This window comes from Stenotrophomonas sp. SMYL89, assembly GCF_036319985.1.
GTDB classification, from domain to species: Bacteria; Pseudomonadota; Gammaproteobacteria; order Xanthomonadales; family Xanthomonadaceae; genus Stenotrophomonas; species Stenotrophomonas maltophilia_Q.
This window is the reverse complement of sequence record NZ_JAWIRW010000009.1, coordinates 41,967-68,387: the sequence shown is the minus strand read 5'-3', so window position 1 is coordinate 68,387 and position 26,421 is coordinate 41,967. Positions and strand designations below refer to the sequence as shown.

The window sequence follows — 26,421 nt, the reverse complement described above, 5'->3', positions numbered from 1 at the left end:
GGCATGGCACATCACCACGAATCCAAGGGTCCGGTGGGCCCCGCGCCGCTGCCGCACCAGGTGGTCTACACCACCCTGCATTACGACACCCCGTGGTCGTACGAAAGCTACCTCAAGACCGGTGGCTACGCCGCCCTGCGCAAGATCCTCGAAGAGAAGATCCCGCCGGAGCAGGTCATCGAGATGGTCAAGGCCTCGGGCCTGCGTGGCCGCGGTGGCGCTGGCTTCCCGACCGGCCTGAAGTGGTCCTTCATGCCCAAGGGCAACATGCAGAAGTACATCCTCTGCAACTCGGACGAATCCGAGCCGGGCACCTGCAAGGACCGTGACATCCTGCGCTACAACCCGCATTCGGTGGTGGAAGGCATGGCGATCGCCTGCTACGCCACCGGTTCGACCGTGGGCTACAACTACCTGCGCGGTGAGTTCCACCACGAGCCGTTCGAGCACTTCGAGCAGGCCCTGGCCGACGCTTATGCGAACGGCTGGCTGGGCAAGAACGTGATGGGCTCGGGCGTGGACATCGACATCTACGGTGCGCTGGGCGCCGGCGCATACATCTGCGGCGAAGAAACCGCGCTGATGGAATCGCTGGAAGGCAAGAAGGGCCAGCCGCGCTACAAGCCGCCGTTCCCGGCCAACTTCGGCCTGTACGGCAAGCCGTCGACGATCAACAACACCGAAACCTACGGTTCGGTGCCGGCGATCATCCGCAACGGTCCGGAGTGGTTCAAGGGCCTGAGCCTGACCGCCAACGGCGGCCCGAAGTGCTTCTCGGTGTCCGGCTGCGTGCAGAACGGCGGCAACTTCGAAGTGCCGCTCGGCACCAAATTCCACGATCTGCTGGAAATGGCCGGTGGCCTGCGTCCGGGCCGTACCCTGAAGGGCGCGATCCCGGGCGGTGTGTCGATGCCGGTGCTGACCGCGGCCGAGCTGAAGGACCTGCCGATGGACTACGACACCATCCGTGCACTGGGCTCCGGCCTGGGTTCGGGTGCGATCGTGGTGCTCGACGACAGCGTCTGCTGCGTCAAGTTCGCCTGCCGCATCAGCCAGTTCTTCCACAAGGAATCCTGTGGCCAGTGCACCCCGTGCCGTGAAGGTACCGGCTGGATGCACCGCGTGCTGGAGCGCATCGTCGCCGGCAAGGCCACGATGGAAGACCTGCACCAGCTGAAGGCAGTGGCCGGCCAGATCGAAGGCCACACCATCTGTGCGTTCGGCGAAGCGGCTGCATGGCCCATCCAGGGCTTCCTGCGCCAGTTCTGGGACGAGTTCGAGTACTACATCGTCAACGGTCATTCGATGGTTGACGGCAAGAAGGTGGAGGCAGCCGCTGCATGAGCGCGCAACCCGTAAATCCGAGCGTCCCACCCGATCACGTCACCATCGAGATCGATGGCAAGTCGCTGGTCGTGCCCAAGGGCTCGATGATCATCCAGGCCGCCGACAAGGCCGGCATCTCCATTCCGCGCTTCTGCTACCACGAGAAGCTGCCGATCGCCGCCAACTGCCGCATGTGCCTGGTGGACGTGGAGAAGTCGCCGAAGCCGGCGCCGGCCTGCGCCACTCCGGTCATGGATGGCATGAAAGTCGCCACCCGCAGCGAGAAGGCACTGAAGTTCCAGCGCTCGGTGATGGAGTTCCTGCTCATCAACCACCCGCTGGACTGCCCGATCTGCGATCAGGGCGGCGAGTGCGAGCTGCAGGACGTGTCGCTGGGCTATGGCCGTTCGGTCAGCCGCTTCAACGAGCGCAAGCGCGTGGTGCCCGACGAAGACATGGGCCCGCTGGTCGCCACCGAGATGACCCGCTGCATCCAGTGCACCCGCTGCGTCCGCTTCACCGCCGACGTTGCCGGTACCTACGAACTGGGTGGCATGTACCGCGGTGAGAACCTGCAGATCGGTACCTTCGACGGCAAGCCGCTGACCACCGAACTGTCCGGCAACGTCGTCGACGTCTGCCCGGTCGGCGCGCTGACCAACAAGGTGTTCCAGTTCCGCGCCCGCCCGTGGGAACTGACCGCGCGCGAGTCGCTGGGTTACCACGACGCGATGGGTTCGAACCTGTTCCTGCACGTGCGTCGCGGCGAAGTGCTGCGCACCGTGCCGCGCGACAACGAAGCGGTGAACGAGTGCTGGCTGTCCGACCGTGACCGCTACTCGCACCAGGGCCTGTACAGCGAAGACCGTGCGGTCAAGCCGCTGCGCAAGGTCAATGGCGAGTGGAAGGAAGTGAGCTGGGCCGAAGGCCTGGCCGCGGCCGCCGAGATCCTCAAGGCGAACCAGGGCGACAACCTGGGCGTGCTGGTGCATCCGTCCACCTCGAACGAGGAAGGCGCGCTGCTGGCCCGCCTGGCCAATGGGCTGGGCTCGAGCAACATCGACCACCGCATCAACAACCGCGATTTCTCCGACGCCGCAACCGCCGAAGTGTTCGGCCTGCCGCTGGCCGAGATCGAAGGCGCCGACCGTATCGTCGTTCTGGGCAGCAACATCCGCCACGAACTGCCGCTGCTGCACGCCCGCCTGCGCAAGGCGCAGACCACCAAGGGCGCGAAGATCCACGTCGTCAACCCGGTGGACTTCGACTTTGCCTTCAGCATCGCCGGCAAGCAGATCGTTGCCCCGTCGAAGTTCGTCGACGCGCTGGCCAACGCCGAGCTGCGTTCGGCCGTGCAGGGCGGCAACAACACCGTGCTGATCGTCGGTGGCATCGCCGAGAACCACCCGCAGGCTGCCGCGATCCGCGCCGCTGCGCGTGAGTTCGCTGCCGCCACCGGTGCCAAGCTGTGCCGCATCCCGCAGGGCGCCAATGCCGTGGGTCTGACCCGCGCCGGCGTGCTGCCGGCCGGCAAGGACGTCGCCGCGATGCTGGCGCAGCCGCGCCAGGCCTACGTGGTCTACGGCCTGGAGCCGGGCCTGGACTTCGCCGATGCCCCGTCCGCGCGCAAGGCGCTGGCCGGCGCCCAGGTGGTGGCCTTCAGCCAGTTCGCCTGCGTGTCCACCCGCGACGTTGCCGACGTGATCCTGCCGATCGGTGCGCTGCCGGAAATCGATGCCACCCTGACCAACCTCGATGGTCGCGAGCAGTCGGCGCGTGCCGGCGGCAAGCTGCCGGGCGAGGCCCGTGAAGGCTGGCGCGTGCTGCGCGCCCTGGGCGGCGACATGGCGCTGGCCGGTTTCGACTTCACCGACCTGGCCGGCCTGCGCGCCAGCCTGGCCCCGGTGTCGGTCACCGTTGCCGCTTCGGCGCAGCCGGTGGTTGCCGGTGAAGGCCTGGAAGTGGCTTCGACCGCCGCGATCTACCGCACCGATGCGGTGGTCCGCCGCGCCCCGGCGCTGCAGTCGCATCCGCTCAACAACGCCCCGCGCATCGTGCTGAACGCTGACGATGCCGCGCGCCTGCAGCTGCAGGAAGGGCAGATGGCCAAGGTCGGCACCGATGCCGGCAAGGCTACCCTGCCGGTGGTGGTCGACGCCCGCGTCGCTGCGGGTTCGGTCTGGATTGAATCGGGCCACGGCGCGACCGCGCCGCTGGGTGCCGCTCGCGTATCGGTGGTGGCTGCATGAACGAATTGCTGTTGAACGCGGTAGACCCGCTGCACCAGTGGCTGCTTGGCCTCGGTGACATCGGCGCGCTGATCTGGATCATCCTGAAGATCCTGGTGATCACCGTACCGGTGATCGTCTCGGTGGCCTTCTACGTGGTCTGGGAACGCAAGCTGATCGGCTGGATGCACGTCCGCCACGGCCCGATGTACGTGGGCATGGGCATCTTCCAGGCCTTCGCCGACGTCTTCAAGCTGCTGTTCAAGGAAGTGGTCCAGCCGAGCAGCGCCAACAAGGCGATCTACCTGCTGGCGCCGCTGATCACCCTGGCCCCGGCTTTCGCGGCCTGGTCGGTGGTGCCCTTCGATTCGCAGATCGTGCTGTCCAACGCCAACGCCGGCCTGCTGTACCTGCTGGCGATGACCTCGCTGGGCATCTACGGCATCATCCTGGCCGGTTGGGCGTCCAACTCGAAGTACGCTTTCCTGGGTGCGATGCGCGCCTCGGCGCAGATGATCAGCTACGAAATCGCCATGGGCTTCGCCCTGGTCGGCGTGATGATCGCCGCTGGCAGCCTGAACCTGAGCAACATCGTGATGGCGCAGGCCGGCAATTCCGGTTTCTTCGACTGGTTCCTGCTGCCGCTGTTCCCGCTGTTCGTCATCTACTGGGTGTCGGGCGTGGCTGAAACCAACCGCGCGCCGTTCGACGTGGTGGAAGGCGAGTCGGAAATCGTCGCCGGCCACATGGTTGAGTACTCCGGCGGTGCCTTCGCCCTGTTCTTCCTGGCCGAATACGCGAACATGATCCTGATCAGCTTCCTGATCTCGATCTTCTTCCTCGGCGGCTGGCTGAGCCCGGTCCAGGGCTGGGTCAACTTCGGCGATGTCTCGCCGCTGGTCGACTGGATCTGGAAGGGCGGTGCACCGTGGCTGTTCGTCAAGGTGTTCTTCTTCGCCAGTGCCTACATCTGGTTCCGTGCCAGCTTCCCGCGCTTCCGCTATGACCAGATCATGCGCCTGGGCTGGAAGGTCTTCATCCCGCTGGCCATTCTGTGGATCGCGGTTACCGCCGTCATGGTGTTCTTCGGCGTGATTCAAAAGGGCGTCTAAGTGATGAACAGGATTACCCATTACTTCAAGAGCCTGCTGCTGCTCGAACTGCTGGCCGGCCTTTGGCTGACGCTGAAGTACAGCTTCAAGCCGAAGTACACGATGATGTACCCGATGGAGAAGTTCCCGCAGTCGCCGCGCTTCCGTGGCCTGCACGCACTTCGCCGTTATCCCAACGGCGAAGAGCGCTGCATTGCCTGCAAGCTGTGCGAAGCGGTGTGCCCGGCCCTGGCCATCACCATCGACTCGGCCAAGCGCGAGGACGGCACCCGCCGCACCACCCGCTACGACATCGACCTGTTCAAGTGCATCTTCTGCGGCTTCTGCGAAGAAAGCTGCCCGGTGGACTCGATCGTCGAAACCCACATCCTCGAGTACCACTTCGAGAACCGTGGCGAAAACATCGTTACCAAGCCGCAGCTGCTGGCCCTTGGCGATCGTCTCGAAAACGAGATCGCCGAGCGTCGTGCCGCCGATGCCGCTTACCGCTGAGGTCGAGAGATGGATTGGGTAAATATCGCTTTCTGGGTGTTCGCCATCGCGGCAACGGTTTCGGCCGGTGCGGTGATCAGCGTGCGCAACCCGGTGCATGCAGTGCTGTGCCTGGTGCTGACCTTCTTCTCCATTGCCTGCGTGTGGCTGCTGGTGGGCGCCGAGTTCCTCGGCGTGGCGCTGGTGCTGGTCTACGTCGGCGCGGTGATGGTGCTGTTCCTGTTCGTGGTGATGATGCTGGACATCGATCCCACCAAGATGCGTGAAGGCTGGGTGCGCTACCTGCCGGTCGGTCTGATCGTGGCGGTGGCGATGCTGGTGCAGATGCTGATCCTGATCGGCGTGAAGGGCAGGGCGGTCAACCCGTTCCCGGCCGACAACGCCGCTGCGGTCGCTGCCGACAGCTCCAACATCACCTGGCTGGCACGCACGCTGTTCACCGAGTACCTGCTGCCGTTCGAGTTCGCCGCCGTCATCCTGACCGTGGCCGTGGTTGCCGCCGTGATGCTGACCCTGCGCCGCCGTACCGGCGTGAAGAGCCAGAACCCGGGCGAGCAGACCATGGTCAAGGCCGGCCAGCGCCTGCGCATGGTCAAGATGGGTGCCGAAGCACCGGTCGTGCACAGCAACAGCAAGCCGGCCACCGGCGAGGAGACCCAGCCGTGATTACCCTTGGCCACATCCTTGCGCTTGGCGCGGTGCTGTTCGCCATCAGCCTGGCCGGCATCTTCCTCAACCGGAAGAACGTCATCGTCCTGCTGATGTCGATCGAACTGATGCTGCTGTCGGTGAACATCAATTTCGTCGGCTTCTCGCGTCAGCTGGGCGATCCGTCCGGCCAGCTGTTCGTGTTCTTCATCCTGACCGTCGCCGCCGCGGAAGCCGCCATCGGCCTGGCGATCCTGGTGACCCTGTTCCGTACCCGCCGCACGATCAATGTCGGCGAAGTCGATTCGCTGAAGGGCTGATCCACAGATGGAAATCACTCTCTCCAAGAGTCTGTTGATCGCAGTGGTGCTTGCACCGCTGTTCGGCAGCATCATCGCCGGCCTGTTCGGTCGCCAGGTCAAGCGCTTCGGCGCGCAGACCATCACCATCCTCGGCGTCGCGGTAGCCTGCGGCCTGTCGATGTACACGTTCTACCAGCTGATGTGGGGCGGCGCGCAGCCGTTCAACCAGAACATCTACACGTTCTTCGAGGTTGGCCAGTACTCGGCCCACGTCGGCTTCATGGTCGACAAGCTGACCGCGATGATGATGGTGGTGGTGACCTTCGTGTCGCTGCTGGTCCACATCTACACGATCGGCTACATGCAGGACGATCCGGGCTACCAGCGGTTCTTCAGCTACATCTCGCTGTTCACCTTCTCGATGCTCACCCTGGTGATGAGCAACAACTTCCTGCAGCTGTTCTTCGGCTGGGAAGCGGTGGGTCTGGTGTCGTACCTGCTGATCGGCTTCTGGTTCAAGCGCCCGACCGCGATCTTCGCCAACATGAAGGCGTTCCTGGTCAACCGCGTTGGCGACTTCGGCTTCCTGCTGGGCATCGCCGGCGTGCTGTGGGTGTTCGGCACCCTGGACTACTCGCAGGTGTTCTCGCAGGCCGGCATGCTGGCTGACCCGCGCGCCCAGCTGCAGATCTGGGACGGCACGATCCTGGGCATGCAGCTGCTGAACGAGCCGGTGATCTGGTCGATCGCCACCGTCATCTGCATCTGCCTGTTCATCGGCGCCATGGGCAAGTCGGCCCAGGTCCCGCTGCATGTGTGGCTGCCGGACTCGATGGAAGGCCCGACCCCGATCTCGGCACTGATCCACGCCGCGACGATGGTGACCGCCGGTATCTTCATGGTCACCCGCATGTCGCCGCTGTTCGAGCTGTCGCAGACCGCGCTGAACTTCGTGCTGTTCATCGGTGCCACCACCGCGTTCTTCACCGGCCTGATCGGCATCGTGCAGAACGACATCAAGCGCGTCGTCGCGTACTCCACGCTGTCGCAGCTGGGCTACATGACCGTCGCCCTGGGCGTGTCGGCCTACTCGGCCGCCGTGTTCCACCTGATGACCCACGCCTTCTTCAAGGCCCTGCTGTTCCTGGGCGCCGGCTCGGTCATCATCGCGATGCACCATGAGCAGGACATGCGCAAGATGGGCGGGTTGCGCAAGTACATGCCGATCACCTTCATCACCATGTGGATCGGTACGCTGGCACTGGTCGGCACGCCGTTCTTCTCCGGCTTCTACTCGAAGGACACCATCATCGAGGCGGCCGAGATCCATGCCCACATGCAGAACAGCTGGGTGGCCACCTATGGCTACTGGGCGGTGCTGGGTGGCGTGCTGGTGACCAGCTTCTACAGCTTCCGCCTGCTGTTCATGACCTTCCATGGCAAGGAACGCTTCCGCGACGCGCATGACGATCATGGCCATGGCCATGACGATCACCACGCCGCCGACGCCCACCATGGCGATGCCCATGACGACCACGGCCATGGCCACGGTCCGCATGAGCCGCATGAAACTCCGTGGGTGGTGACCCTGCCGCTGGTCCTGCTGGCCATCCCGTCGATCGCCATCGGTTTCTTCAGCATCGGTCCGATGCTGCACGGCACCGACTGGGCTGGCCACCATGCCCACGAGGCGATCAAGGGCCAGGCACAGACGTTCTTCACCGGCATCGTCGATTTCTACGATCCGGCCAAGAACACCGTGGCGTTCCTGGGTGAAGAGTTCCATGGCCCGGTCGCGTTCGCGCTGCACGGCATGATGCTGCCGCCGTTCTGGCTGACCCTGGCGGGCTTCCTGCTGGCTGCGCTGTTCTACCTGTGGAAGCCGGACCTGTCGGGCAAGGCACGCAAGACCTTCGCCCCGATCGTTTCGGTGCTGGAAAACAAGTACGGCTTCGACAAGCTGTGGATCGATGGCTTTGCCGGCGGCAGCGTCAAGCTGGGCAAGGTCTCGCGCTGGATCGACAGCAACATCGTCGACGGCGTGGTCAATCTCTCGGCACGTGTTGTGGACGTTGCAGCCGGCGTGCTGCGTCGTACCCAATCCGGTTTCCTCTATCACTACGCCTTCGCGATGATCATCGGCCTGATTGCCCTGCTGGGCGTGCTGATGCATTACCTGCGTTGATGACCTGTACGGAATAAGAAGACGTGTCGAACTGGCCTCTACTCAGTGTCCTCATCTGGCTGCCGATCATCGGTGGCGCCCTGATCCTTGCGATCCGTGATGCACAGACTGCCCGCTGGGCGTCGCTGGGCGTCGCGGTGCTCACCTTCGTTGCAAGCCTCTCGCTGCTGAGCGGCTACAACGCGGGCATCGACGGTCTGCAGTTCGTCGAGACCCATGCCTGGATCCCGGCGTACAAGATCGGCTACAACCTGGGCGTGGACGGCATTGCCGTGGCGCTGATCCTGCTGACCACCCTGGTCAGCGTGCTTGCCCTGATCGGCGCCTGGAGCGCCATCGACAAGCGCGTGAATCAGTACGTGGCGGCCTTCCTGATCCTGGAAGGCGTCACCGTCGGCATCTTCGCCGCGACGGACGCGATGCTGTTCTACGTGTTCTTCGAAGCCATGCTGATCCCGATGTTCCTGATCATCGGTGTCTGGGGCGGCCCGCGCCGCATCTACGCTGCGCTGAAGTTCTTCCTGTACACCTTCCTCGGCTCGGTGCTGATGCTGGTGGCGCTGATCTACCTGTACATGAAGGGCGGCAGCTTCCAGCTGGCCGACCTGTACGCACTGCCGCTGTCGGCCAAGGAACAGACCTGGATCTTCTTCGCCTTCCTGATCGCCTTCGCGGTCAAGGTGCCGATGTTCCCGGTCCACACCTGGCTGCCGGACGCCCACGTGGAAGCGCCGACCGCCGGTTCGGTGATCCTGGCCGCCATCGCGCTGAAGATCGGTGGCTACGGTTTCCTGCGTTTCAACCTGCCGATCGTTCCGGACGCCTCGCAGGAATGGGCGTGGCTGGTGATCGCGCTGTCGCTGATCGCGGTGATCTACGTCGGCCTGGTCGCCCTGGTGCAGGACGACATGAAGAAGCTGATCGCCTATTCGTCGATCGCGCACATGGGCTTCGTCACCCTGGGCACCTTCATCGCCCTGTGGCTGGTGCGTGAAGCCGGCAACGCCGACGCCGCCCGCCTGGGCCTGCAGGGCGCCATGGTGCAGATGATCTCGCATGGCTTCGTGTCCGGCGCGATGTTCTCCTGCGTCGGCGTGCTGTACGACCGCATGCACAGCCGCCGCATCGCCGATTACGGCGGCGTGGTCAACGTGATGCCGTGGTTCGCCACCTTCGCCATGCTGTTCTTCATGGCCAACGCGGGCCTGCCGGGCACCAGCGGTTTCGTCGGCGAGTTCATGGTCATCCTGTCGGCCTTCCAGCGTAATCCGTGGATCGCACTGGGCGCGGCCACCACCCTGATCATCGGCGCCGCCTACACCCTGTGGCTGTACAAGCGCATCTTCTTCGGCGAAGTGGCCAACAGCCACGTGGCCGAACTGAAGGACATCAACGGCCGCGAATGGCTGGTGCTGGGCGTGTTCGCCATCGGCGTGCTGGCCCTGGGCATCTACCCCAAGCCGCTGACCGACCTGATGGAGCCCTCGATCGCGAAGCTGGCGATGCAGATCGCATCCAGCAAGCTGCTGTAATTCCAGGATTTGATGATGACCACCTCGCCGCTGCTGCCATTGACCGCCGCTGACCTGCCACCGCTCGCTCCCGAGCTGGTGCTGATCGGCAGCGCCTTCGCCCTGATGATCCTCGACCTGTTCGTCAGCAACCGGAACAAGATCGTCACCCACCTGTTCTCGCTCGCTGCGCTGGCCGTGGTGCTGTTCATGCTGGCCACCGGCGTGGGCGGGCAGGGGGAGGTCTTCCATGGCATGTTCGTGCGCGATACCGCCGCGGACGTGATGAAGACCGGGATCGTGCTGCTCAGCGGCCTGACCCTGGTCTACGGCTGGCGCTATCTGCGCGACCGCAATCTGTTCCAGGGCGAGATCCCGGTGCTGATCCTGTTCGGCACTGCCGGCATGATGATCCTGGTCTCGGCCGGCAGCCTGCTGATGGTCTACCTGGGCCTGGAACTGCTGGCGCTGTGCTCCTACGCCCTGGTCGCCAGCAACCGTGAAAACGGCCTGGCCTCGGAAGCGGCGATGAAGTACATCGTGCTCGGCTCGCTGGCCTCGGGCCTGCTGCTGTACGGCATGTCGCTGATCTACGGCGCCACCGGCAGCCTGCACCTGGACGTGATCCGTGACGCCATCCCGCACTCGGAAGAGCGCGTGCTGCTGATCACCGGTGCGGTGTTCATGATCGCCGGCGTTGCCTTCAAGCTGGGTGCCGCGCCGTTCCACATGTGGCTGCCCGACGTGTACCAGGGTGCCCCGGCGCCGATCGCGCTGTTCATCAGCTCGGCACCGAAGCTGGCCGCCTTCGGCATGGCCTACCGCCTGCTGGAAATGGGCGTGGGCCCGCTGTCGACCGAACTGCAGCTGCTGATCGCCGGCCTGGCCGCGGTCTCGCTGGTCATCGGCAACCTGATGGCCATCGCGCAGAGCAACCTCAAGCGCATGCTGGCGTTCTCCACCGTCTCGCACATCGGCTTCCTGCTGATGGGCATCGCCGGTGGTGGCGCGCAGGGCTATGCAGCAGCGCTGTTCTACGCACTGGCCTACGCCATCATGTCCACCGCCGCCTTCGGCGCGATCATCGCGCTGTCGCGTGCCGGCTTTGAAGCCGAGAACATCGAGGACTTCAAGGGCCTCAATGCCCGCAACCCATGGATGGCCGGCCTGGTGCTGTGCATCATGGCGTCGCTGGCCGGCATCCCGCCGTTCCTGGGCTTCTGGACCAAGCTGGCGGTGCTGGGCGCGGCCGTCAACGGCGGCCTGCTGTGGCTGGCCATCCTCGGCGTGCTGTGCGCCGTGGTCGGCTGCTTCTACTACCTGCGCGTCATCAAGGTCATGTACTTCGATGAGCCGGTGGGCGAGGCCATGCCGCGCAGCAACGACCGCGTGCTGGGCCTGGTGCTGGGCGTGAACGCGCTGGCGCTGCTGGCGCTGGGCCTGGCCTGGAACCCGATCATGGTCTGGTGCCAGCAGGCATTTGCGCATCTTGCATAAAAGTTGACACAAAGCTGCGCGATTCGTGTAATATGCGCAGCCTGAGTTGTCACTGCAGCGGTTCAGCCAGAACATCGTTGCGGTAGCCCTCCTCGAAAGAGCAGGGCAGCAGTTCAAACACTTCCGGTGCGGGGTGGAGCAGTCTGGCAGCTCGTCGGGCTCATAACCCGAAGGTCGCAGGTTCAAATCCTGCCCCCGCTACCAACACATCGAATCGGCGCCAACCAGTTCGATGAATGAGGAAAAGCTTGCAGGTTTTGAAGTTATGCCTCATAATTCCGCTTCTGATGCGGGGTGGAGCAGTCTGGCAGCTCGTCGGGCTCATAACCCGAAGGTCGCAGGTTCAAATCCTGCCCCCGCTACCAAGTAAAGAGATCGCCTTCGAAGTCCTGCTTCGAGGGCGTTTTTCTTTGGGTCTGCGTCGTTTTCGCTGGCCAGGGGTCAGATCCCTTTTCCAGAGGAAAAGGGATCTGACCCCTGGCCCGCACCTTGCACCAGCGCGGTGCAGCCGCTATCATCAGCGGCCTAGCAGTACCCCTGAAGGCGGCCTCCCGGCGGGAGTCCGGACCCGGAAGGAGGGCCGCAACCGGCAGGCACTGCAGGTTGCAACCGGAATCCAGTCACCGGAGTCTTTCCGGAAAAGGGGCCCAGCGGGCCCTTTGTCGTTTCCGGGGCGTCATGTTTTCACGCCGGCCAAGGCCGGCACCCAACCAAGAGATTAAGGCAGGCTGTGAGCGACAAGGCAACCGACATCGCGAATCTGCTCGCCCCGACCGTTGTGTCGCTGGGCCTGGAGCTGCTGGGCGTTGAGTATCTGCCGGCCCCCGGCGGTGCGACCCTGCGCCTTTACATCGACGTGCCGCTGGCTGAACAGCCCGAGCGCATCATCAATGTCGACGACTGCGAGCGGGTCAGCCGCGAAGTGTCGGCGCAGCTGGACGTCGAAGACCCGATCAGCGGCAATTACACGCTGGAAGTGTCCTCGCCGGGCGTGGATCGCCCGCTGTTCAACCTGGAGCAGTTCGCTCGCCACCAGGGTGAATCGGCCAAGGTCACGCTGAAGCTGCCGCAGGACAACCGTCGTCGCCTGCAGGGCCGTATCGAGGCGACCGACGAGGCCGCAGGCACCATCACCTTCATCGTCGACAAGACCGAAGTGGTGGTGTCGGCCGACAACATCGACAAGGCACGGATCATGCCCGACTGGGTGGCGCTGGGGCTGGCCCCGAGCAAGCCGACCGGTCCGGCACCGAAGCGTCCGAAGCCGAACACGAATTCTTCTTCCAACGAGCCGGCGGCAAAGAAGCCGCGCGCGGAGTGAGCCAATGAGCAAGGAACTGTTGCTGGTAGTCGACGCGGTCGCCAACGAGAAGGGCGTGCCGCGTGAAGTGATCTTCGATGCCATCGAGGCCGCCCTGGCCTCGGCAGCGAAGAAGCGCTATCCCGACGAGGAAGTGCTGACCCGTGTGGTCATCGACCACAAGGATGGCAGCTACGAAACCTACCGCCGCTGGGAAGTGGTGGCCGATGACGTGGTCATGGAATCGCCGGACCGCCAGATCCGCCTGATGGATGCCGTCGATGAAGCCGAAGGCGTGGACGTCGGCGACTACATCGAAGAGCAGATCGAGAACCCGGACTTCGGCCGCATCGCCGCCCAGGCCGCCAAGCAGGTCATCGTCCAGCGCGTGCGCGAAGCCGAGCGCCAGCAGGTCGTGGATGCGTGGAAGGATCGCGTCGGCGAACTGATCACCGGTGTGGTCAAGCGTGCCGAGCGCGGCAACATCTACGTCGACCTCGGTGGCAACGCCGAAGGCTTCATCCCGAAGGACAAGGGCATTCCGCGCGACGTGCTGCGCGCCGGCGACCGCGTGCGCGGCTACCTGGCAGAAGTCCGTTCGGAACCGCGTGGTCCGCAGCTGTTCATCAGCCGCGCCGCCCCGGAATTCATGATCGAGCTGTTCAAGCTGGAAGTGCCGGAAGTCGGCCAGGGCCTGGTGGAAATCAAGGCCTGTGCCCGCGATCCTGGCGACCGCGCGAAGATTGCCGTGCTCGCCCACGACCAGCGCACCGATCCTATCGGCGCCTGCATCGGCATGCGCGGTTCGCGCGTGCAGGCCGTGTCCAACGAGCTCAATGGCGAGCGCGTGGACATCGTGCTGTGGAACGACAACCCGGCCAACTTCGTCATCAACGCGATGGCACCGGCCGAAGTGCAGTCGATCATCGTCGATGAAGACAAGCACTCGATGGACCTGGCCGTCGCTGAAGACCGCCTGGCCCAGGCGATCGGCAAGGGCGGCCAGAACGTGCGCCTTGCCAGCCGCCTGACCGGCTGGCAGCTCAACGTGATGACCCAGGACCAGGTCACCGCCAAGTCGGAAGCCGAGCAGGCTTCGGCCCGCCAGCTGTTCATGGACAAGCTGGAAGTGGACGAAGAGATCGCCGGCATCCTGGTCAGCGAAGGCTTCGGCACCGTCGAGGAAATCGCTTATGTCCCGGTCGGCGAACTGCTGGCCGTGGAAGGTTTCGACGAAGACATCGTCGAAGAGCTGCGCGCTCGTGCCCGCGATGCGCTGCTCAATGAGGCCCTGGCAGTCGAGGAAGGCCTTGAAGACGGCCAGCCGGCGCAGGACCTGCTGTCCCTGAAGGGCATGGACGAAGCCACCGCGTATGCGCTGGCCGGCCACGGCGTGCGTACCAGCGAGGACCTGTCCGACCTGGCCGCCGACGAGGTCATGGACTTCGGCATCGAAGGACTGGATCAGGCGCGCGCCGCTGCGCTGATCCTGGCCGCCCGTGCCGAAGAGATCGCCCGACTGGAACGCGGCGAATGAGCCGGCAATGAACAGGGCCCTGAGCCGCTCAGGGCGTAGAATCCGCGCCACCTCCAGATGCGGGGGGGCGCCCACAAGATCATAGGATCCGAATGTCGCAGCAAACCACCATCCGCAAGCTTGCCGAACTGGTCAACACGCCGGTCGAAAAACTGCTGGAACAGCTGGCCGGTGCCGGCATGAAGTTCAGCGGTCCCGACCAGGTCGTGACCAGCTCCGAGAAGGTAAAGCTCCTGGGCTTCCTTCGTCGTTCGCACGGCAAGCCCGAGCAGGCCCCGGAAGAGACCGATCAGTCTGCAAAGAAGATCACGCTCAACCGCCGGAAGCAGCAGGAAGTGACGGTCAATTCCGGTCGCAGCAAGACGACCGTGAATGTCGAGGTGCGCCAGAAGCGTACCTACGTCAAGGATGGTGCTCGCGCCATGACGCCGGACGAAGAGCGCGCCGACATCCTGCGCAAGCTGGAAGAGTCGCGTGCCCGCAACCTTGCCGAACAGCAGGCCCTGGCCGAGAAGGATCGTCTGCGCGACGAAGCCATCGTCCGTGCCCGTGAAGAAGAGGTTGCGGCCAAGGAACGCGCGGAGGCCGAGAAGAAGGCCGCCGAGGAAGCTGCGGCTGCCGCCAAGGCTGCCGAGGCGCTGGCTGCCAGCAAGCCCAAGCGCGCTCCGATCGATGAAACCGCGCCGCGCCCGCCGCGTGCTCCGGCCGCCGCTCCGGCTGCGCCGCGCAGTGCACCGCCGCCGCCGCGCAACGACGACCGCAACAACCGCAGCGCACCGCGCAACGAGCGTGGCCCGGGCGACCGTTTCGCCGGCCAGATGCACCTGTCGGCTGCCGACCGCGCGCGTCGTGGCAACAGCAACAACAGCAACACCCGTGGTCGTCCGGGCGGGCGTAACCAAGCCGGTGGCCGTCGCGACATGTCGCGCGGTGGCAACAATGCCGGTCCGCACGCCTTCGAGCGGCCGACCGCGCCGGTGGTGCGTGAAGTGGCGATCGGCGACACGATCACCGTGGCCGACCTGGCGCAGAAGCTCGCGCTGAAGGGTGGCGAGGTGGTCAAGGCGCTGTTCAAGATGGGCGTGATGGCCACCATCACCCAGTCCATCGACCATGACACCGCCGCGCTGGTGACCGAAGAACTCGGCCACAAGGCGATCCGTGCCAACGACAACGACGCCGAAGACGCACTGCTGGCCTCGACCGGTGAAAACCAGGGCGAAGCCACCCAGCGCCCGCCGGTGGTCACCATCATGGGCCACGTCGACCACGGCAAGACCTCGCTGCTGGATTACATCCGCCGCACCAAGGTCGCCACCGGCGAAGCCGGCGGCATCACCCAGCACATCGGTGCCTACCACGTGGATACGCCGAAGGGCGTGATCAGCTTCCTGGATACCCCGGGCCATGCTGCCTTCACCTCGATGCGTGCCCGCGGTGCCAAGCTGACCGATATCGTGGTGCTGGTCGTGGCCGCCGATGACGGCGTCATGCCGCAGACCAAGGAAGCGATCCAGCACGCCCGTTCGGCGGGTGTGCCGCTGATCGTGGCGATCAACAAGATCGACAAGTCCGACGCCGACCCGATGCGGGTCAAGAACGAACTGCTGTCCGAGCAGGTCGTGGCCGAAGATTTCGGTGGTGATACCCAGATGGTGGAGATCTCGGCCAAGACCGGCCTGGGCATCGACGACCTGCTGGACGCCATCTCGATCCAGGCCGAACTGCTGGAACTGAAGGCCGTCGACGAAGGCCGCGCCTCGGGCGTGGTGATCGAATCGTCGCTGGACAAGGGCCGCGGCCCGGTCGCCACCGTGCTGGTGCAGCAGGGCCGCCTGAAGAAGGGCGACTACCTGGTGTGCGGCATCCAGTACGGCCGCGTGCGTGCGCTGTTCGACGAAACCGGCAAGCAGCCGGAGTTCGCCGGCCCGTCCATCCCGGTGCAGGTCCTGGGCCTGTCCGGCGTGCCGGAAGCCGGTGACGACTTCGTGGTCGTCGAGGACGAGCGCCTGGCCAAGGACGTTGCCCAGCAGCGTGAGACCAAGCGCCGTGAATCGCGCCTGGTCGCCACCGCCGGCAGCCGCATGGAAGACATCATGGCGACCCTGGGCAAGGGCGAGGGCCAGCAGGTCCTCAACCTGGTCATCAAGGCCGACGTGCAGGGTTCGGTGCAGGCCCTCAGCCAGGCACTGGTCGCGCTGTCCAACGAAGACATCCGCATCAACGTTATCCACTCCGGCGTGGGCGGCATCACTGAATCGGACGCCAACTCGGCGGCCGCTTCGAAGGCCACCGTCATCGGCTTCAACGTGCGTGCGGATGCTTCGGCCCGTCGCATCATCGAATCCAATGGCGTGGACCTGCGTTACTTCTCGATCATCTATGACGTGATCGATCAGGTGAAGCAGGTGGCTTCCGGTCTGCTGGGCGTGGAGATCCGTGAAGAGATCATCGGTATCGCCGAGGTCCGCGACGTCTTCCGCAGTTCCAAGCTGGGCGCCGTCGCCGGTTCGATGGTCATCGAGGGCGTGGTCAAGCGCAACAAGCCGATCCGCGTACTGCGCGACAGCGTGGTGATCTTCGAAGGCGAGCTGGAATCGCTGCGCCGCTTCAAGGAAAACGTCGAGGAAGTCCGCAACGGTACCGAATGCGGTATCGCGGTGAAGGCCTACAACGACGTCAAGCCGGGTGACCAGATCGAGTGCTTCGAGCGTATCGAAGTGCCGCGCACCCTGTAATGCTGCAAGGGGCCGGTCCTCGCGGACCGGTCCGCCACCCTGGTGGGGCCCGACCTCGGTCGGGCCGCCTTCCCTGGTAGGACCCGACCTTGGTCGGGTCACATTCAAATCAAGAGCCTGACCGCGTGCCCAAGACTTTCCATCGAACCGACCGTGTCTCCGCCCAGCTGCGCCGTGAACTCGGCACCCTGGTGCACAACGCCGTGCGCGAGCACGGGTTGCCCTCGGTGAGCGTGTCCGACGTGGAAATCACCCGCGACATGGCCCATGCCAAGGTGTTCGTCACCGCGCTGATGCCGGAGCGTTCGGCTGAAGCCGTAGCCGGCCTGAAGGAGCTGGGCTACCGCCTGCGCATGGACCTGGCCCGTGCGATGAAGCTGCGCCACGTGCCGGAGCTGCATTTCCACTACGACGACTCGGTCGACCGTGGTGAGCACATCGACAACATCCTGCGCGACCTGCCCGATACGCTGGCCGCGGAGAAGCGTCGCGAGAGCGACGAAGAATAAGCCAGCGCCGGGCCCATGCCCGGCGTCTTTCCATTCCGGCAACGCGATGCCTGTGCCGGCCGCGCTGCGGCAGCCGGGCATGGCTCGGCTCTACAACATCCTGTCATGACCCGAATTCAGTTCCGCCGCCTGGATGGCATCCTGCTGCTCGACAAGTCGACCGGCATGAGCTCCAATGCCGCCCTGCAGGTGGCCCGCCGCCTGTTCCGCGCCGAGAAGGGTGGCCACACCGGCAGCCTCGACCCGCTGGCCACCGGCCTGCTGCCACTGTGCTTCGGCGAGGCGACCAAGATCGCCGGCCTGCTGCTCGGCTCGGCCAAGGCCTACGACGCCGAGATCGTGCTCGGCCAGACCACCGATACCGATGACGCCGAAGGCCAGGTGCTGCTGCAGCGCCCGGTGCCGGTGATCAGTGCCGAAGCGCTGCAGGCCGCACTGGCGCCGCTGAGCGGCAGCATCCGCCAGCGTGCCCCGATCTATTCGGCGTTGAAGCAGGGCGGTGAGCCGCTGTATGTGAAGGCCCGCCGTGGGGATGTCATCGAAGCGCCAGAGCGCGAGGTCCAGGTGCATGCCATCGAGGTGCTGGAGCAGCAGCCGGAACGGCTGCGCCTGCGCGTGACCTGCGGCTCGGGCACCTATATCCGCAGCCTGGCCCGCGATCTGGGCGAGGCGCTGGGTTGTGGCGCCCACATCAGCGCGCTGCGCCGGCTCTGGGTAGAACCGTTCCGCGAACCGGCCATGGTCACCCTGGACCAGCTGCGGGCGATGGTCGAGGCCGGCGACGAGGCGGGCATGGACGCGCTGCTGCTGCCGCTGGCGGCGGGGCTGGCGGAATACCCGCGGGTCGACCTCGATGCCGGACAGGCCCACCGCTTCTGCGTCGGCCAGCGCCAGCGCGACCCGTCCTGGCCGCATGGCCTGGTCGCCGTGTTCGGTCCGGACGATGCTGTCCAGGGGCTCGGGCAGGTCGACGACAGCGGGCTGCTGGCCCCGCAGCGCCGCTTCAACCTCTGAACGGGGCAGGGTGGTTCAGCCCCGGACCTTGTTCCCGGCCCCCCCGACCGTTACAATTTCGCGGCCGTTTTCCGGCAGCCTGCCTCGCGCAGGTTTCATCCTCGTAGTCCACGGCGAGCCTGGCGGTGCGCGAAGCGCGTTCCTGCCGGCCACGCATCACAGAGAAAAAAGAAATGTCGATCGACACCCAGAAGGTCATTGAAGACAACAAGCGCAGCTCGGCTGACACCGGCTCCCCGGAAGTCCAGGTGGCCCTGCTGACCGCCCGCATCGAGCTGCTGACCGGCCACTTCAAGACCCACAAGAAGGACCACCACAGCCGCCGCGGCCTGCTGCAGATGGTCAACCGCCGTCGCAGCCTGCTCGACTACCTGAAGAAGAAGGACGTCGAGCGTTACAAGGCCCTGATTGAAAAGCTTGGCCTGCGTCGCTAAGCAACGAATCCCCCGCGGCGCAGCGATGCGCCGCGGTTTTGTTTTGTAGCACCGCAATCCCCGATTCAGGCCGGAACGATCCGGCCACCCGCTGGCGGCAAGGGTCGCCGACGGTCCAAATTCGCAGACAGCATCCCCAAGGACACCCTCCGTGGCAAAAATCACCAAAACCTTCCAGTACGGCAAGCACACCGTCACGCTCGAGACCGGCGAAGTCGCCCGTCAGGCCAGCGGTGCCGTCATCGTCAAGATGGACGACACCGTACTGCTGGTCACCGCCGTCGCCGCCAAGAGCGCGCGCGAAGGCCAGGACTTCTTCCCGCTGACCGTCGATTATCAGGAAAAGTTCTACGCCGGCGGCCGTATCCCGGGTGGTTTCTTCAAGCGTGAAGGCCGTGCGACCGAGAAGGAAACCCTGATCTCGCGTCTGATCGACCGTCCGATCCGCCCGCTGTTCCCGGAAGACTACAAGAACGAAGTGCAGATCATCGCCACGGTCATGTCGCTGAACCCGGACGTGGACGGCGACATCCCGGCCCTGATCGGCGCCTCGGCTGCCCTGGCCCTGGCCGGCACCCCGTTCATGGGTCCGATCGGCGCTGCCAAGGTCGGTTACAAGAACGGCGAGTACATCCTGAACCCGACCGTCAGCGAACTGGCTGACTCGCAGCTGGAACTGGTCGTTGCCGGTACCTCCAACGCCGTGCTGATGGTTGAATCCGAAGCCGCGCTGCTGTCCGAAGAAGTGATGCTGGGCGCCGTGACCTTCGGTCACCGCGAAATGCAGAAGGTCATCAACGCGATCAACGAGCTGACCGTCGAAGCCGGCACCAAGCCGTCGACCTGGGAAGCCCCGGCCAAGAACGACGCGCTGATTTCCGCCCTGAAGGAAGCCATCGGCCCGCGCCTGGGCGAAGCCTTCCAGGTGCGCGACAAGCTGCAGCGCCGCGACGCCATCTCGGCGATCAAGAAGGACGTGTTCGAAGCCCTGGCTGGCCGCGTGGCTGCCGAGGGCTGGAACCCGGCCGAGCTGTCGAAGGAATTCGGCGAGCTGGAATACCGCACCATGCGTGACTCGGTGCTGGACACCAAGGTCCGCATCGACGGTCGTGCGCTGGACACCGTCCGCCCGATCGCCGTGAAGACCGGCGTGCTGCCGCGTACCCACGGTTCCTCGCTGTTCACCCGTGGCGAAACCCAGGCCATCGTGACCATCACCCTGGGCACCGCCCGTGACGGCCAGGTCATCGACGCCGTTGCCGGTGAGTACAAGGAAAACTTCCTGTTCCACTACAACTTCCCTCCGTTCTCGGTGGGTGAGTGCGGCCGCATGATGGGCCCGAAGCGCCGCGAAATCGGCCACGGTCGCCTGGCCAAGCGCGGTGTGCTGGCTGTCATGCCGTCGCTGGAATCCTTCCCGTACACCATCCGCGTCGTCTCGGAAATCACCGAGTCGAACGGTTCCTCGTCGATGGCCTCGGTCTGCGGCTCGTCGCTGGCCCTGATGGACGCCGGCGTGCCGGTGAAGGCGCCGGTTGCCGGTATCGCCATGGGCCTGGTCAAGGAAGGCGAGCGCTTCGTCGTCCTGTCCGACATCCTGGGTGACGAAGATCACCTGGGCGACATGGACTTCAAGGTGGCCGGTACCGCTGAGGGCATTTCCGCCCTGCAGATGGACATCAAGATCGAAGGCATCACCGAAGAGATCATGAAGCAGGCCCTGCAGCAGGCCAAGGCTGGCCGTCTGCACATCCTGGGCGAAATGGCCCACGGCCTGACCGCTCCGCGCGAAGAGCTGTCGGACTACGCGCCGCGCCTGCTGACCATCAAGATCCACCCGGACAAGATCCGCGAAGTGATCGGCAAGGGTGGTTCGACCATCCAGGCCATCACCAAGGAAACCGGCACCCAGATCGACATCCAGGACGACGGCACCATCGTCATCGCTTCGGTCAATGCCATCGCTGCCCAGGCCGCCAAGGCCCGCATCGAGCAGATCACCTCGGACGTCGAGCCTGGCCGCATCTACGAAGGCAAGGTCGCCAAGATCATGGACTTCGGTGCGTTCGTCACGATCCTGCCGGGCAAGGACGGCCTGGTCCACGTGTCGCAGATCTCCAGCGATCGCGTCGAGAAGGTCGGCGACGTGCTGAAGGAAGGCGATGTGGTCAAGGTCAAGGTGCTGGAAGTCGACAAGCAGGGCCGTATCCGCCTGTCGATGAAGGCCGTGGAAGAAGGCGACGCCGTCAGCGCCGAGTAATCGACCGAGCTGGTTCCCGGTAGGTGTCAACCTTGGTTGACACACTTCTGGAATCGCCAAAATGAAAAAGCGGGCTTCGGCCCGCTTTTTCTTTGCCTGTCTCCCAGCGCAGCCGCAACGCTATGCTTCGCCCATGGACACCCTGCGCCTGCTCGACCTGGATATCGATCGCTCGGCGCAACGCGTCAGTCGCAACGGCGAGATCCTGCCCGTCAGCGGCCTCAGCTGGACCCTGCTCGACGTACTCCTCCAGCACGGCAACGACGTCGTGGATTTCGACACCCTGGCCGCCCAGGTCTGGGCACCGGCGGTGGTCGGCGAGGATGCGGTCAGCCAGCGGGTGAAGCTGCTGCGGCAGGCCTTGGGCGATGACAGCCGGCGCCCGCGCTACATCCGTTCGGTACGTGGTCGTGGCTACCAGCTGTGTGCGTCGCCGTTGCCGGCCAGCGTGCCGCCTGCGCCATCCTCGCGCGCCCGCAGGCTCGGCTGGGGCGTGGCGGCTGTCGCGGTGCTGGGCGTGGTGGCCACGCTGCTGCTGTGGCCCCGGTCGACGCCACAGGGGGCAGGGCAGTCGCTGCTGCAGCGCGCCGAGTACTACGCGGGGATCGGCCAGGCCAGCAACAACCGCGTGGCCATCACCCTGTACCGGCAGGCGCTGCAGGCAGATCCCGAATCCACGCCGGCACGGCGCGGCCTGTCCCGTGCGCTGGCGGCGCAGGGCTGCCTGTTCAACGGCACGCCCGAGCAGCTGCGCGAGGCGCTGGCATTGGCCGAGCAGGAGCTCCAGCGCACACCCGGCGATGCCGCCGCGCACGCTCTGTGGGGGTATGCGCAGGACTGCATTGGCGACATGCGCCAGGCGATCACCGGCTACAGCCGCGCGATCGAACTCGAGCCGGGCGACGAGCGTAGCCGCGCATCGCTGGCCTACCTGCAGCAGGAACGCGGCCAGCTCGCCACGGCGCTGCAGGCCAACCTGTCCCTGAAGGCGCCCGAGCGCATCCGCTTCCGTGACGTGCAGGTCGCGCGCGAGCTCGAACTGCTCGGCTTCACCCAGGCGGCCGCGGATCGCCACGCGCGCAATTTCCAGCTGTATCCCGACAACGTGTTCTCCAACATCGCCTGGCCGCGCAGCCTGTACCTGGCCGGCGCGCCACAGCGGGCCCGGCAGGCGCTGGATGAAGCGCTCGCGCGTGGCACGCCGCATCCGCAGCTGCTGCGCCTGCAGGGCGAACTGGCGTTGCTGGCCGGCGACGCTGCAGGCGCCGCCGACGCGTTCGAGCGTGGCCGCCAGCTGCGGCCGCAGCAATCGCTGGGCCAGACCCTGGCGGCGTTGCATGGCGCGCAGGCTGCGGACGCCACCTGGATCGACCAGCGCCTGCAGCAGCTCGCTACCAGCGCGGGAGCGGGCGACGGCTGGCCCGATGCGGCGCTGGAGCGGGCGCTGCTGCTGCAGGCCCAGGGCCATGCAGGCGACGCGGTGACGGCACTGCAGCAGGCGGTCGATGACGGCTTCCGCGACGTGGCGTGGCTGCGTGCCACGCCGCTGTTCGTCCGCCTGCGCAGCGCGCCCGGCTGGCCGGCCCTGCTGCAGCGCCTGGACGCCGACATTGCCCGGCAACGTGCGCAGGTGCTGGCCGCCAGCTGGCGACCCGACGACCTGGCCGCGCTCAGCGCAGCGCCGGCAGCAGAAACTCGGTGAGGATGCGCCGCGACTGCGGATGGGCGAAGTTGCGGTTGAACGCCTGGCTGGTGACCACCGCCACCACGCGCTGCTCGGGCAGCACGAACACGTAGTTGCCGCCATTGCCGGACATCGCCCACACCGTGCGCGGTGAACCCTGCACGTCCAGCTTCAGGCCCCACCACTGGTAGCCGTAGTCGCTGCCGTCGGAGGTGCTCGTCTGCGGTCGCACCATCGCCTCGATGTAATCCTTCGGTACCAGTTGGCGGCCCTGCCAGCGGCCGCCATCGAGCACCAGCTGGCCGAAGCGGGCGAGGTCCTGCGTGCGGTAGCGGGTGCCGCCGCCGCCCATGCCGATGCCCTCCGGCGAGCGGTTCCACTGGCTGCGGGTGATGCCCATCGGTCGCTCCAGGACGCGCGCGGCGTAGTCGGCCAGCGGTTGGCCGCTGGCTTTCTCCAGTACCGCGCCCAGAACGAACGGATTGGCGGTGCAGTAGGCGAACGCGCGCCCATGCGGGCTGTCCTCCGGCCGCTGCATCCACGGCGCGAAGCCCTTCACCGGCAGGCCCAGGGTGAAGTCCAGCCACTTCTCGGACACGTACATGCGTTCCTCGTGGCCGGCCGAGAACGGGTTTTCGTCATCGCACTCCCAGAGGCTGCTCATGGTCAGCAGGTCCTGCACGGTGGTGGCACGCAGGCGCGGGTCGACCGCGTGCTGGGCAGTGAACGTCGGGAAGTAGTCATACACCCGGGCCTGCACGCCGGGCAGGGTGCCTTCGCCAATGGCTGCACCGACCAGCAGCGCGGTCACGCCTTTGCTGGCCGATCGCACGTCGTGCAGGGTCTGCGCGTCGGCACCGTTGAAGTAGCCCTCGTAGACGACCTTGCCATCGACCTGCAGCAGCACGCTGCGGATCTGTTTCAGTTCATCGCTGGCGATGGCCTGCTGCAGGGCCTGCAGACGGGGCTGGTCCGGTGGGGTGGCGCGGGCAGCGAAGGGCTGGCTGCAGATGGCGCAGAGCAGGGTGAGGGCAGGCAGGATCGAACGCATCGTCGGACTCCATCAAAGGGAGCCCGATTGAGCCTGCGCTGCGTCTGAAGTGCTGGAAACCGGCCTGAAGAATTCTGAAGGCCCTGTGCCACAAGGCTCGCAGGTGTCAACCCGGGTTGACGCGCTCTTCCTCTTCTTCCTCGCCCAGCCACCACACCTGGCCCGGCTCGGGGTCACTCAGCGCATGCTCTCGCTGTTCGATGGCCTCCAGCACGCGTCCCGGGGCCGCGGCGGTCCACGTCGCCAGCAGCTTCTCCACCGCAGCCCGGCCCTGCGCGGCAATGCCCAGATCGCGCTCGCGCGCCCAGGTACCTTCTTCGACGGCCTCTGCATCGTCGTCATGTTGATGCGGGGTGCCATAGCTGCAGCGGCGGCACAGCCGGCGCACGGTCGCGGTCCAGTCCTCGACCATGCCGATGCCGGGCAGGTCCATGGCCCCCAGGGCAGCGATGTCATCGGCAGAATCGCACTGCACGAACACGGTGAAGGTCGCCATGTCCGATCGCTGCAGGCGCTGCATTGCGTTGAACACCGGTACCTCGTGTTCGCCGTACGTACGTCGGCCGGTCGACGCACCGTCATGCAGCACGATGTCGCCGAAGCGGAAGCCGCTTTCGGGTAGCGGTACGTTGTCGATGCGTGCACGCACCGGATCAATGCGGCTCATGTACACCACCTCGGCATCGGACCACGGCGCCAGGCGCATGCAGGCCACGCCGAAGCTGCCCTCGATCGGGCCTTCGCCCTCGGGCAGGGTAATGCCACAGCGGATCCACTGGCGTCGTGCTTCGGCCCAGTCCGCCATGCCGGTGGCCGCGATCCCGGCATTCCAGGCGGTGGCGACATCGAATTCCCCGCGCAGCTGCTCCGATCGCAGGTTGTCCTGCAGCGAGGCCGCCCAGTCGCGCAGGTACTTGTGCGCCAGCCCGCGCATGTAGTGCAGGTAGGGCACCTCGGGAGCGATGGCGATCAGTTCGCCGAACAGCGCCACCGCCTGCGGCAGGTCGCCTTCGTGGAACGCGTCGTAGGCGCGCGCTTCCAGTATCTGGTGTTCGTCGAGGGATGCGCCGTCCAGCAGGTCGCCGTCGGGAGTGGTGTCGTGATCGGTGCTCATGTCCATGTGCGGTTGAAGATCCGCGGCCACCTTAGCCGATGCAGGGGGCCGGGTGCGCTGCGTCGGTGCGTGTCCTGCTGCAATGCATGATGGCAGTGGCATGACTGCCACGTTGTCGCCCTCTGGCTGATCGTTGCTGTCCACTGGACGACATGCCACGACATCGGTCCCATGGCCTCATCGGTTTGCTAACGTGGCGGCGCCTTCGAACCGGGAGATTCCATGTTCCGCCAGACCGTGGCCGTCCTTGCCGTGCTGATTGCCGGCGCCCTGCCCATTGCCGCGCACGCCGCGCCCGCACAGCCGCCGATCTTCGGTGCCTACTACCCCGGCGGTTCCGCCGAGCGCTATCCGGTGTCGAGCATTCCGGCCGAGCGCCTGACCCACCTGTTCTACGCGTTCTCGACCATCGAGGATGGGCGCTGCACGATCGGTGCGGAAGCACCGAAGAACTTCGCCGCGCTGGCCGAGCTGAAGAAGGCACACCCGCACCTGCGCACGCTTATTTCGATTGGCGGCTGGGGCGCGGGCGGGTTCTCCGATGCGGCGCTGACCGAGGCCAGCCGCAAGCGGTTGGTGGATTCGTGCATGGTGCTGTTCTTCGATCGCCACGCCGGCAGCTTTGATGGGGTGGATATCGACTGGGAGTTCCCGGTCAGTGGTGGCCCGAAGGAGCTGGCGCACCGTCCGCAGGACCGCGCCAACCTGACCCGGCTCGCGCAGGCGTTCCGCGTGGCACTCGATGCGCGCGGTCGCAAGATGGGACAGCCGATGCTGCTGACCGCCGCGCTGGCCGCCGGTCGCCTGCAGACCGATGGCCCCTACGATCCGGCGGCGAGCTACGACCTGCCGGCGTTGGCCAAGGTGTTCGATTTCATCAACCTGATGAGCTACGACATGGGCACCGGCTTCTCGGCGGTGTCGACCTTCAACGCACCGCTGCATGAGGTGGCGGCCGATCCACTGGCGCCGGAACTGCGGCGCTGGAACAACGTGGCCGGTGCCGTGCAGTTCTACCGCGAGCACGGCGTACCGGCCGGCAAGCTGGTGCTGGGCGTGCCGTTCTACGGGCGCGGCTTCAAGGTGACCGGTGATGCCCCGGATGGGTTGTACCAGCCCTACAGTGCACCGGCCGATGCCGGCGACTGGCGGGTGATCAAGGCGCGCTATCTCGACCAGCCGGGCTGGACGAAGCATTGGCAGCCGCAGGCGCAGAGCCCGTGGCTGTACAACGCCGAACAGAAGGTCTTCATCAGCTATGAGGACCCGCGCTCGATCGGCCTGCGTGCGCAGTTCGCCCGCGAGCAGGGCCTGGCCGGCGTGTTCATGTGGGAGCTGACCGGCGACGACGAACAGGCCAGCCTGCTCAACGCCATGCTCGGCCCGTGGCAGAAAGCCCGCATCGGCGATTGAGCCACCCGCTGGCGGCGGATGCGGCAACGCCATCGGCCCAACCCCGCACATCGTGGCAATGCCCGC

General features: G+C 65.7%; 20 protein-coding genes and 2 tRNA genes. 20 read left to right on the top strand and 2 right to left on the bottom strand.

All coding sequences use genetic code 11. The features are described from left to right. The first annotated feature begins 3 nt into the window (after positions 1–3). The 19 genes from nuoF (at position 4) to V3B41_RS12925 (ending at position 22,795) form a co-directional block, all read left to right on the top strand. Positions 4–1,344 carry an NADH-quinone oxidoreductase subunit NuoF gene (nuoF, locus tag V3B41_RS13015; RefSeq protein ID WP_005410459.1) on the top strand — a complete coding sequence of 447 codons (1,341 nt, stop codon included), beginning with the start codon at positions 4–6 and terminating at the stop codon, positions 1,342–1,344. Next, a complete protein-coding gene (gene nuoG, locus V3B41_RS13010; protein WP_049429535.1) occupies positions 1,341–3,575 on the top strand; it encodes an NADH-quinone oxidoreductase subunit NuoG in 2,235 nt (744 codons plus the stop codon). Before nuoF ends, nuoG begins: the two co-directional genes overlap by 4 nt. After that, positions 3,572–4,666, top strand: a complete 1,095-nt coding sequence (gene nuoH / locus V3B41_RS13005; RefSeq protein ID WP_049429536.1) for an NADH-quinone oxidoreductase subunit NuoH — start codon at positions 3,572–3,574, stop codon at positions 4,664–4,666. Before nuoG ends, nuoH begins: the two co-directional genes overlap by 4 nt. A 3-nt stretch (positions 4,667–4,669) precedes the next feature. Then, positions 4,670–5,158 carry an NADH-quinone oxidoreductase subunit NuoI gene (nuoI, locus tag V3B41_RS13000; RefSeq protein ID WP_005410456.1) on the top strand — a complete coding sequence of 163 codons (489 nt, stop codon included), beginning with the start codon at positions 4,670–4,672 and terminating at the stop codon, positions 5,156–5,158. 9 nt (positions 5,159–5,167) lie between these two features. Continuing rightward, a complete protein-coding gene (locus V3B41_RS12995) occupies positions 5,168–5,824 on the top strand; it encodes an NADH-quinone oxidoreductase subunit J (protein ID WP_049429537.1) in 657 nt (218 codons plus the stop codon). Beyond that, on the top strand, positions 5,821–6,126 hold the full coding sequence (gene nuoK / locus V3B41_RS12990) for an NADH-quinone oxidoreductase subunit NuoK (RefSeq protein WP_005417921.1): 306 nt from the start codon (positions 5,821–5,823) through the stop codon (positions 6,124–6,126). The genes V3B41_RS12995 and nuoK overlap by 4 nt, the downstream gene beginning before the upstream one ends. A gap of 7 nt (positions 6,127–6,133) precedes the next feature. After that, positions 6,134–8,293, top strand: coding sequence for an NADH-quinone oxidoreductase subunit L (gene nuoL / locus V3B41_RS12985; protein ID WP_049429538.1), 2,160 nt, complete (start codon positions 6,134–6,136; stop codon positions 8,291–8,293). 23 nt (positions 8,294–8,316) lie between these two features. Continuing rightward, positions 8,317–9,825 carry an NADH-quinone oxidoreductase subunit M gene (locus tag V3B41_RS12980; protein ID WP_005410452.1) on the top strand — a complete coding sequence of 503 codons (1,509 nt, stop codon included), beginning with the start codon at positions 8,317–8,319 and terminating at the stop codon, positions 9,823–9,825. 15 nt (positions 9,826–9,840) lie between these two features. Beyond that, on the top strand, positions 9,841–11,301 hold the full coding sequence (nuoN, locus tag V3B41_RS12975) for an NADH-quinone oxidoreductase subunit NuoN (RefSeq protein ID WP_005410451.1): 1,461 nt from the start codon (positions 9,841–9,843) through the stop codon (positions 11,299–11,301). 127 nt (positions 11,302–11,428) lie between these two features. Beyond that, positions 11,429–11,505, top strand: a tRNA-Met gene (locus tag V3B41_RS12970). Between the two features lie 84 nt (positions 11,506–11,589). After that, positions 11,590–11,666, top strand: a tRNA-Met gene (locus tag V3B41_RS12965). A gap of 365 nt (positions 11,667–12,031) precedes the next feature. Then, positions 12,032–12,622: a ribosome maturation factor RimP gene (gene rimP / locus V3B41_RS12960; protein ID WP_005410450.1), complete on the top strand. Its 591-nt coding sequence runs from the start codon at positions 12,032–12,034 to the stop codon at positions 12,620–12,622. Between the two features lie 4 nt (positions 12,623–12,626). Then, positions 12,627–14,138 carry a transcription termination factor NusA gene (gene nusA, locus V3B41_RS12955; protein WP_006458580.1) on the top strand — a complete coding sequence of 504 codons (1,512 nt, stop codon included), beginning with the start codon at positions 12,627–12,629 and terminating at the stop codon, positions 14,136–14,138. A gap of 92 nt (positions 14,139–14,230) precedes the next feature. Continuing rightward, the gene (gene infB / locus V3B41_RS12950; protein ID WP_049427045.1) at positions 14,231–16,876 is read left to right on the top strand and encodes a translation initiation factor IF-2; all 2,646 of its coding nucleotides are present in this window, start codon (positions 14,231–14,233) and stop codon (positions 16,874–16,876) included. A gap of 125 nt (positions 16,877–17,001) precedes the next feature. Then, on the top strand, positions 17,002–17,385 hold the full coding sequence (gene rbfA, locus V3B41_RS12945; protein WP_005410447.1) for a 30S ribosome-binding factor RbfA: 384 nt from the start codon (positions 17,002–17,004) through the stop codon (positions 17,383–17,385). 105 nt (positions 17,386–17,490) lie between these two features. Next, positions 17,491–18,399, top strand: a complete 909-nt coding sequence (gene truB / locus V3B41_RS12940) for a tRNA pseudouridine(55) synthase TruB (RefSeq protein WP_197620257.1) — start codon at positions 17,491–17,493, stop codon at positions 18,397–18,399. Between the two features lie 173 nt (positions 18,400–18,572). Then, the gene (gene rpsO / locus V3B41_RS12935; protein ID WP_005410445.1) at positions 18,573–18,833 is read left to right on the top strand and encodes a 30S ribosomal protein S15; all 261 of its coding nucleotides are present in this window, start codon (positions 18,573–18,575) and stop codon (positions 18,831–18,833) included. Positions 18,834–18,984: 151 nt separating this feature from the next. Then, entirely contained in the window at positions 18,985–21,093 is a 2,109-nt protein-coding gene (gene pnp / locus V3B41_RS12930) for a polyribonucleotide nucleotidyltransferase (RefSeq protein WP_329861331.1), read from the top strand. 133 nt (positions 21,094–21,226) lie between these two features. After that, the gene (locus tag V3B41_RS12925) at positions 21,227–22,795 is read left to right on the top strand and encodes a winged helix-turn-helix domain-containing protein (protein WP_049427273.1); all 1,569 of its coding nucleotides are present in this window, start codon (positions 21,227–21,229) and stop codon (positions 22,793–22,795) included. On the opposite strand, the gene V3B41_RS12920 is transcribed toward V3B41_RS12925, so the two are convergent. Then, positions 22,764–23,828, bottom strand: coding sequence for a serine hydrolase (locus tag V3B41_RS12920; RefSeq protein WP_080354967.1), 1,065 nt, complete (start codon positions 23,826–23,828; stop codon positions 22,764–22,766). The two genes, V3B41_RS12925 and V3B41_RS12920, sit on opposite strands and share 32 nt — an antisense overlap. Positions 23,829–23,934: 106 nt before the next feature. Continuing rightward, positions 23,935–24,942 carry a hypothetical protein gene (locus V3B41_RS12915; RefSeq protein ID WP_285310378.1) on the bottom strand — a complete coding sequence of 336 codons (1,008 nt, stop codon included), beginning with the start codon at positions 24,940–24,942 and terminating at the stop codon, positions 23,935–23,937. A 222-nt stretch (positions 24,943–25,164) separates the two neighbouring features. Here V3B41_RS12915 and V3B41_RS12910 point away from each other — a divergent pair, with 222 nt between their 5' ends. After that, complete coding sequence (locus V3B41_RS12910) at positions 25,165–26,355, top strand: glycosyl hydrolase family 18 protein (protein ID WP_197632661.1); 1,191 nt, start codon at positions 25,165–25,167, stop codon at positions 26,353–26,355. Positions 26,356–26,421 lie beyond the last annotated feature (66 nt).

Bases quoted from the DNA above. Each gene is read 5' to 3' on its own strand.
- nuoF (WP_005410459.1), top strand. From the start codon at position 4: ATGGCACATCACCACGAATCCAAGGGTCCGGTGGGCCCCGCGCCGCTG.
- nuoG (WP_049429535.1), top strand. From the start codon at position 1,341: ATGAGCGCGCAACCCGTAAATCCGAGCGTCCCACCCGATCACGTCACC.
- nuoH (WP_049429536.1), top strand. From the start codon at position 3,572: ATGAACGAATTGCTGTTGAACGCGGTAGACCCGCTGCACCAGTGGCTG.
- nuoI (WP_005410456.1), top strand. From the start codon at position 4,670: ATGAACAGGATTACCCATTACTTCAAGAGCCTGCTGCTGCTCGAACTG.
- V3B41_RS12995 (WP_049429537.1), top strand. From the start codon at position 5,168: ATGGATTGGGTAAATATCGCTTTCTGGGTGTTCGCCATCGCGGCAACG.
- nuoL (WP_049429538.1), top strand. From the start codon at position 6,134: ATGGAAATCACTCTCTCCAAGAGTCTGTTGATCGCAGTGGTGCTTGCA.
- nuoN (WP_005410451.1), top strand. From the start codon at position 9,841: ATGACCACCTCGCCGCTGCTGCCATTGACCGCCGCTGACCTGCCACCG.
- nusA (WP_006458580.1), top strand. From the start codon at position 12,627: ATGAGCAAGGAACTGTTGCTGGTAGTCGACGCGGTCGCCAACGAGAAG.
- infB (WP_049427045.1), top strand. From the start codon at position 14,231: ATGTCGCAGCAAACCACCATCCGCAAGCTTGCCGAACTGGTCAACACG.
- truB (WP_197620257.1), top strand. From the start codon at position 17,491: ATGACCCGAATTCAGTTCCGCCGCCTGGATGGCATCCTGCTGCTCGAC.
- rpsO (WP_005410445.1), top strand. From the start codon at position 18,573: ATGTCGATCGACACCCAGAAGGTCATTGAAGACAACAAGCGCAGCTCG.
- V3B41_RS12925 (WP_049427273.1), top strand. From the start codon at position 21,227: ATGGACACCCTGCGCCTGCTCGACCTGGATATCGATCGCTCGGCGCAA.
- V3B41_RS12920 (WP_080354967.1), bottom strand. From the start codon at position 23,828: ATGCGTTCGATCCTGCCTGCCCTCACCCTGCTCTGCGCCATCTGCAGC.
- V3B41_RS12915 (WP_285310378.1), bottom strand. From the start codon at position 24,942: ATGAGCACCGATCACGACACCACTCCCGACGGCGACCTGCTGGACGGC.
- V3B41_RS12910 (WP_197632661.1), top strand. From the start codon at position 25,165: ATGTTCCGCCAGACCGTGGCCGTCCTTGCCGTGCTGATTGCCGGCGCC.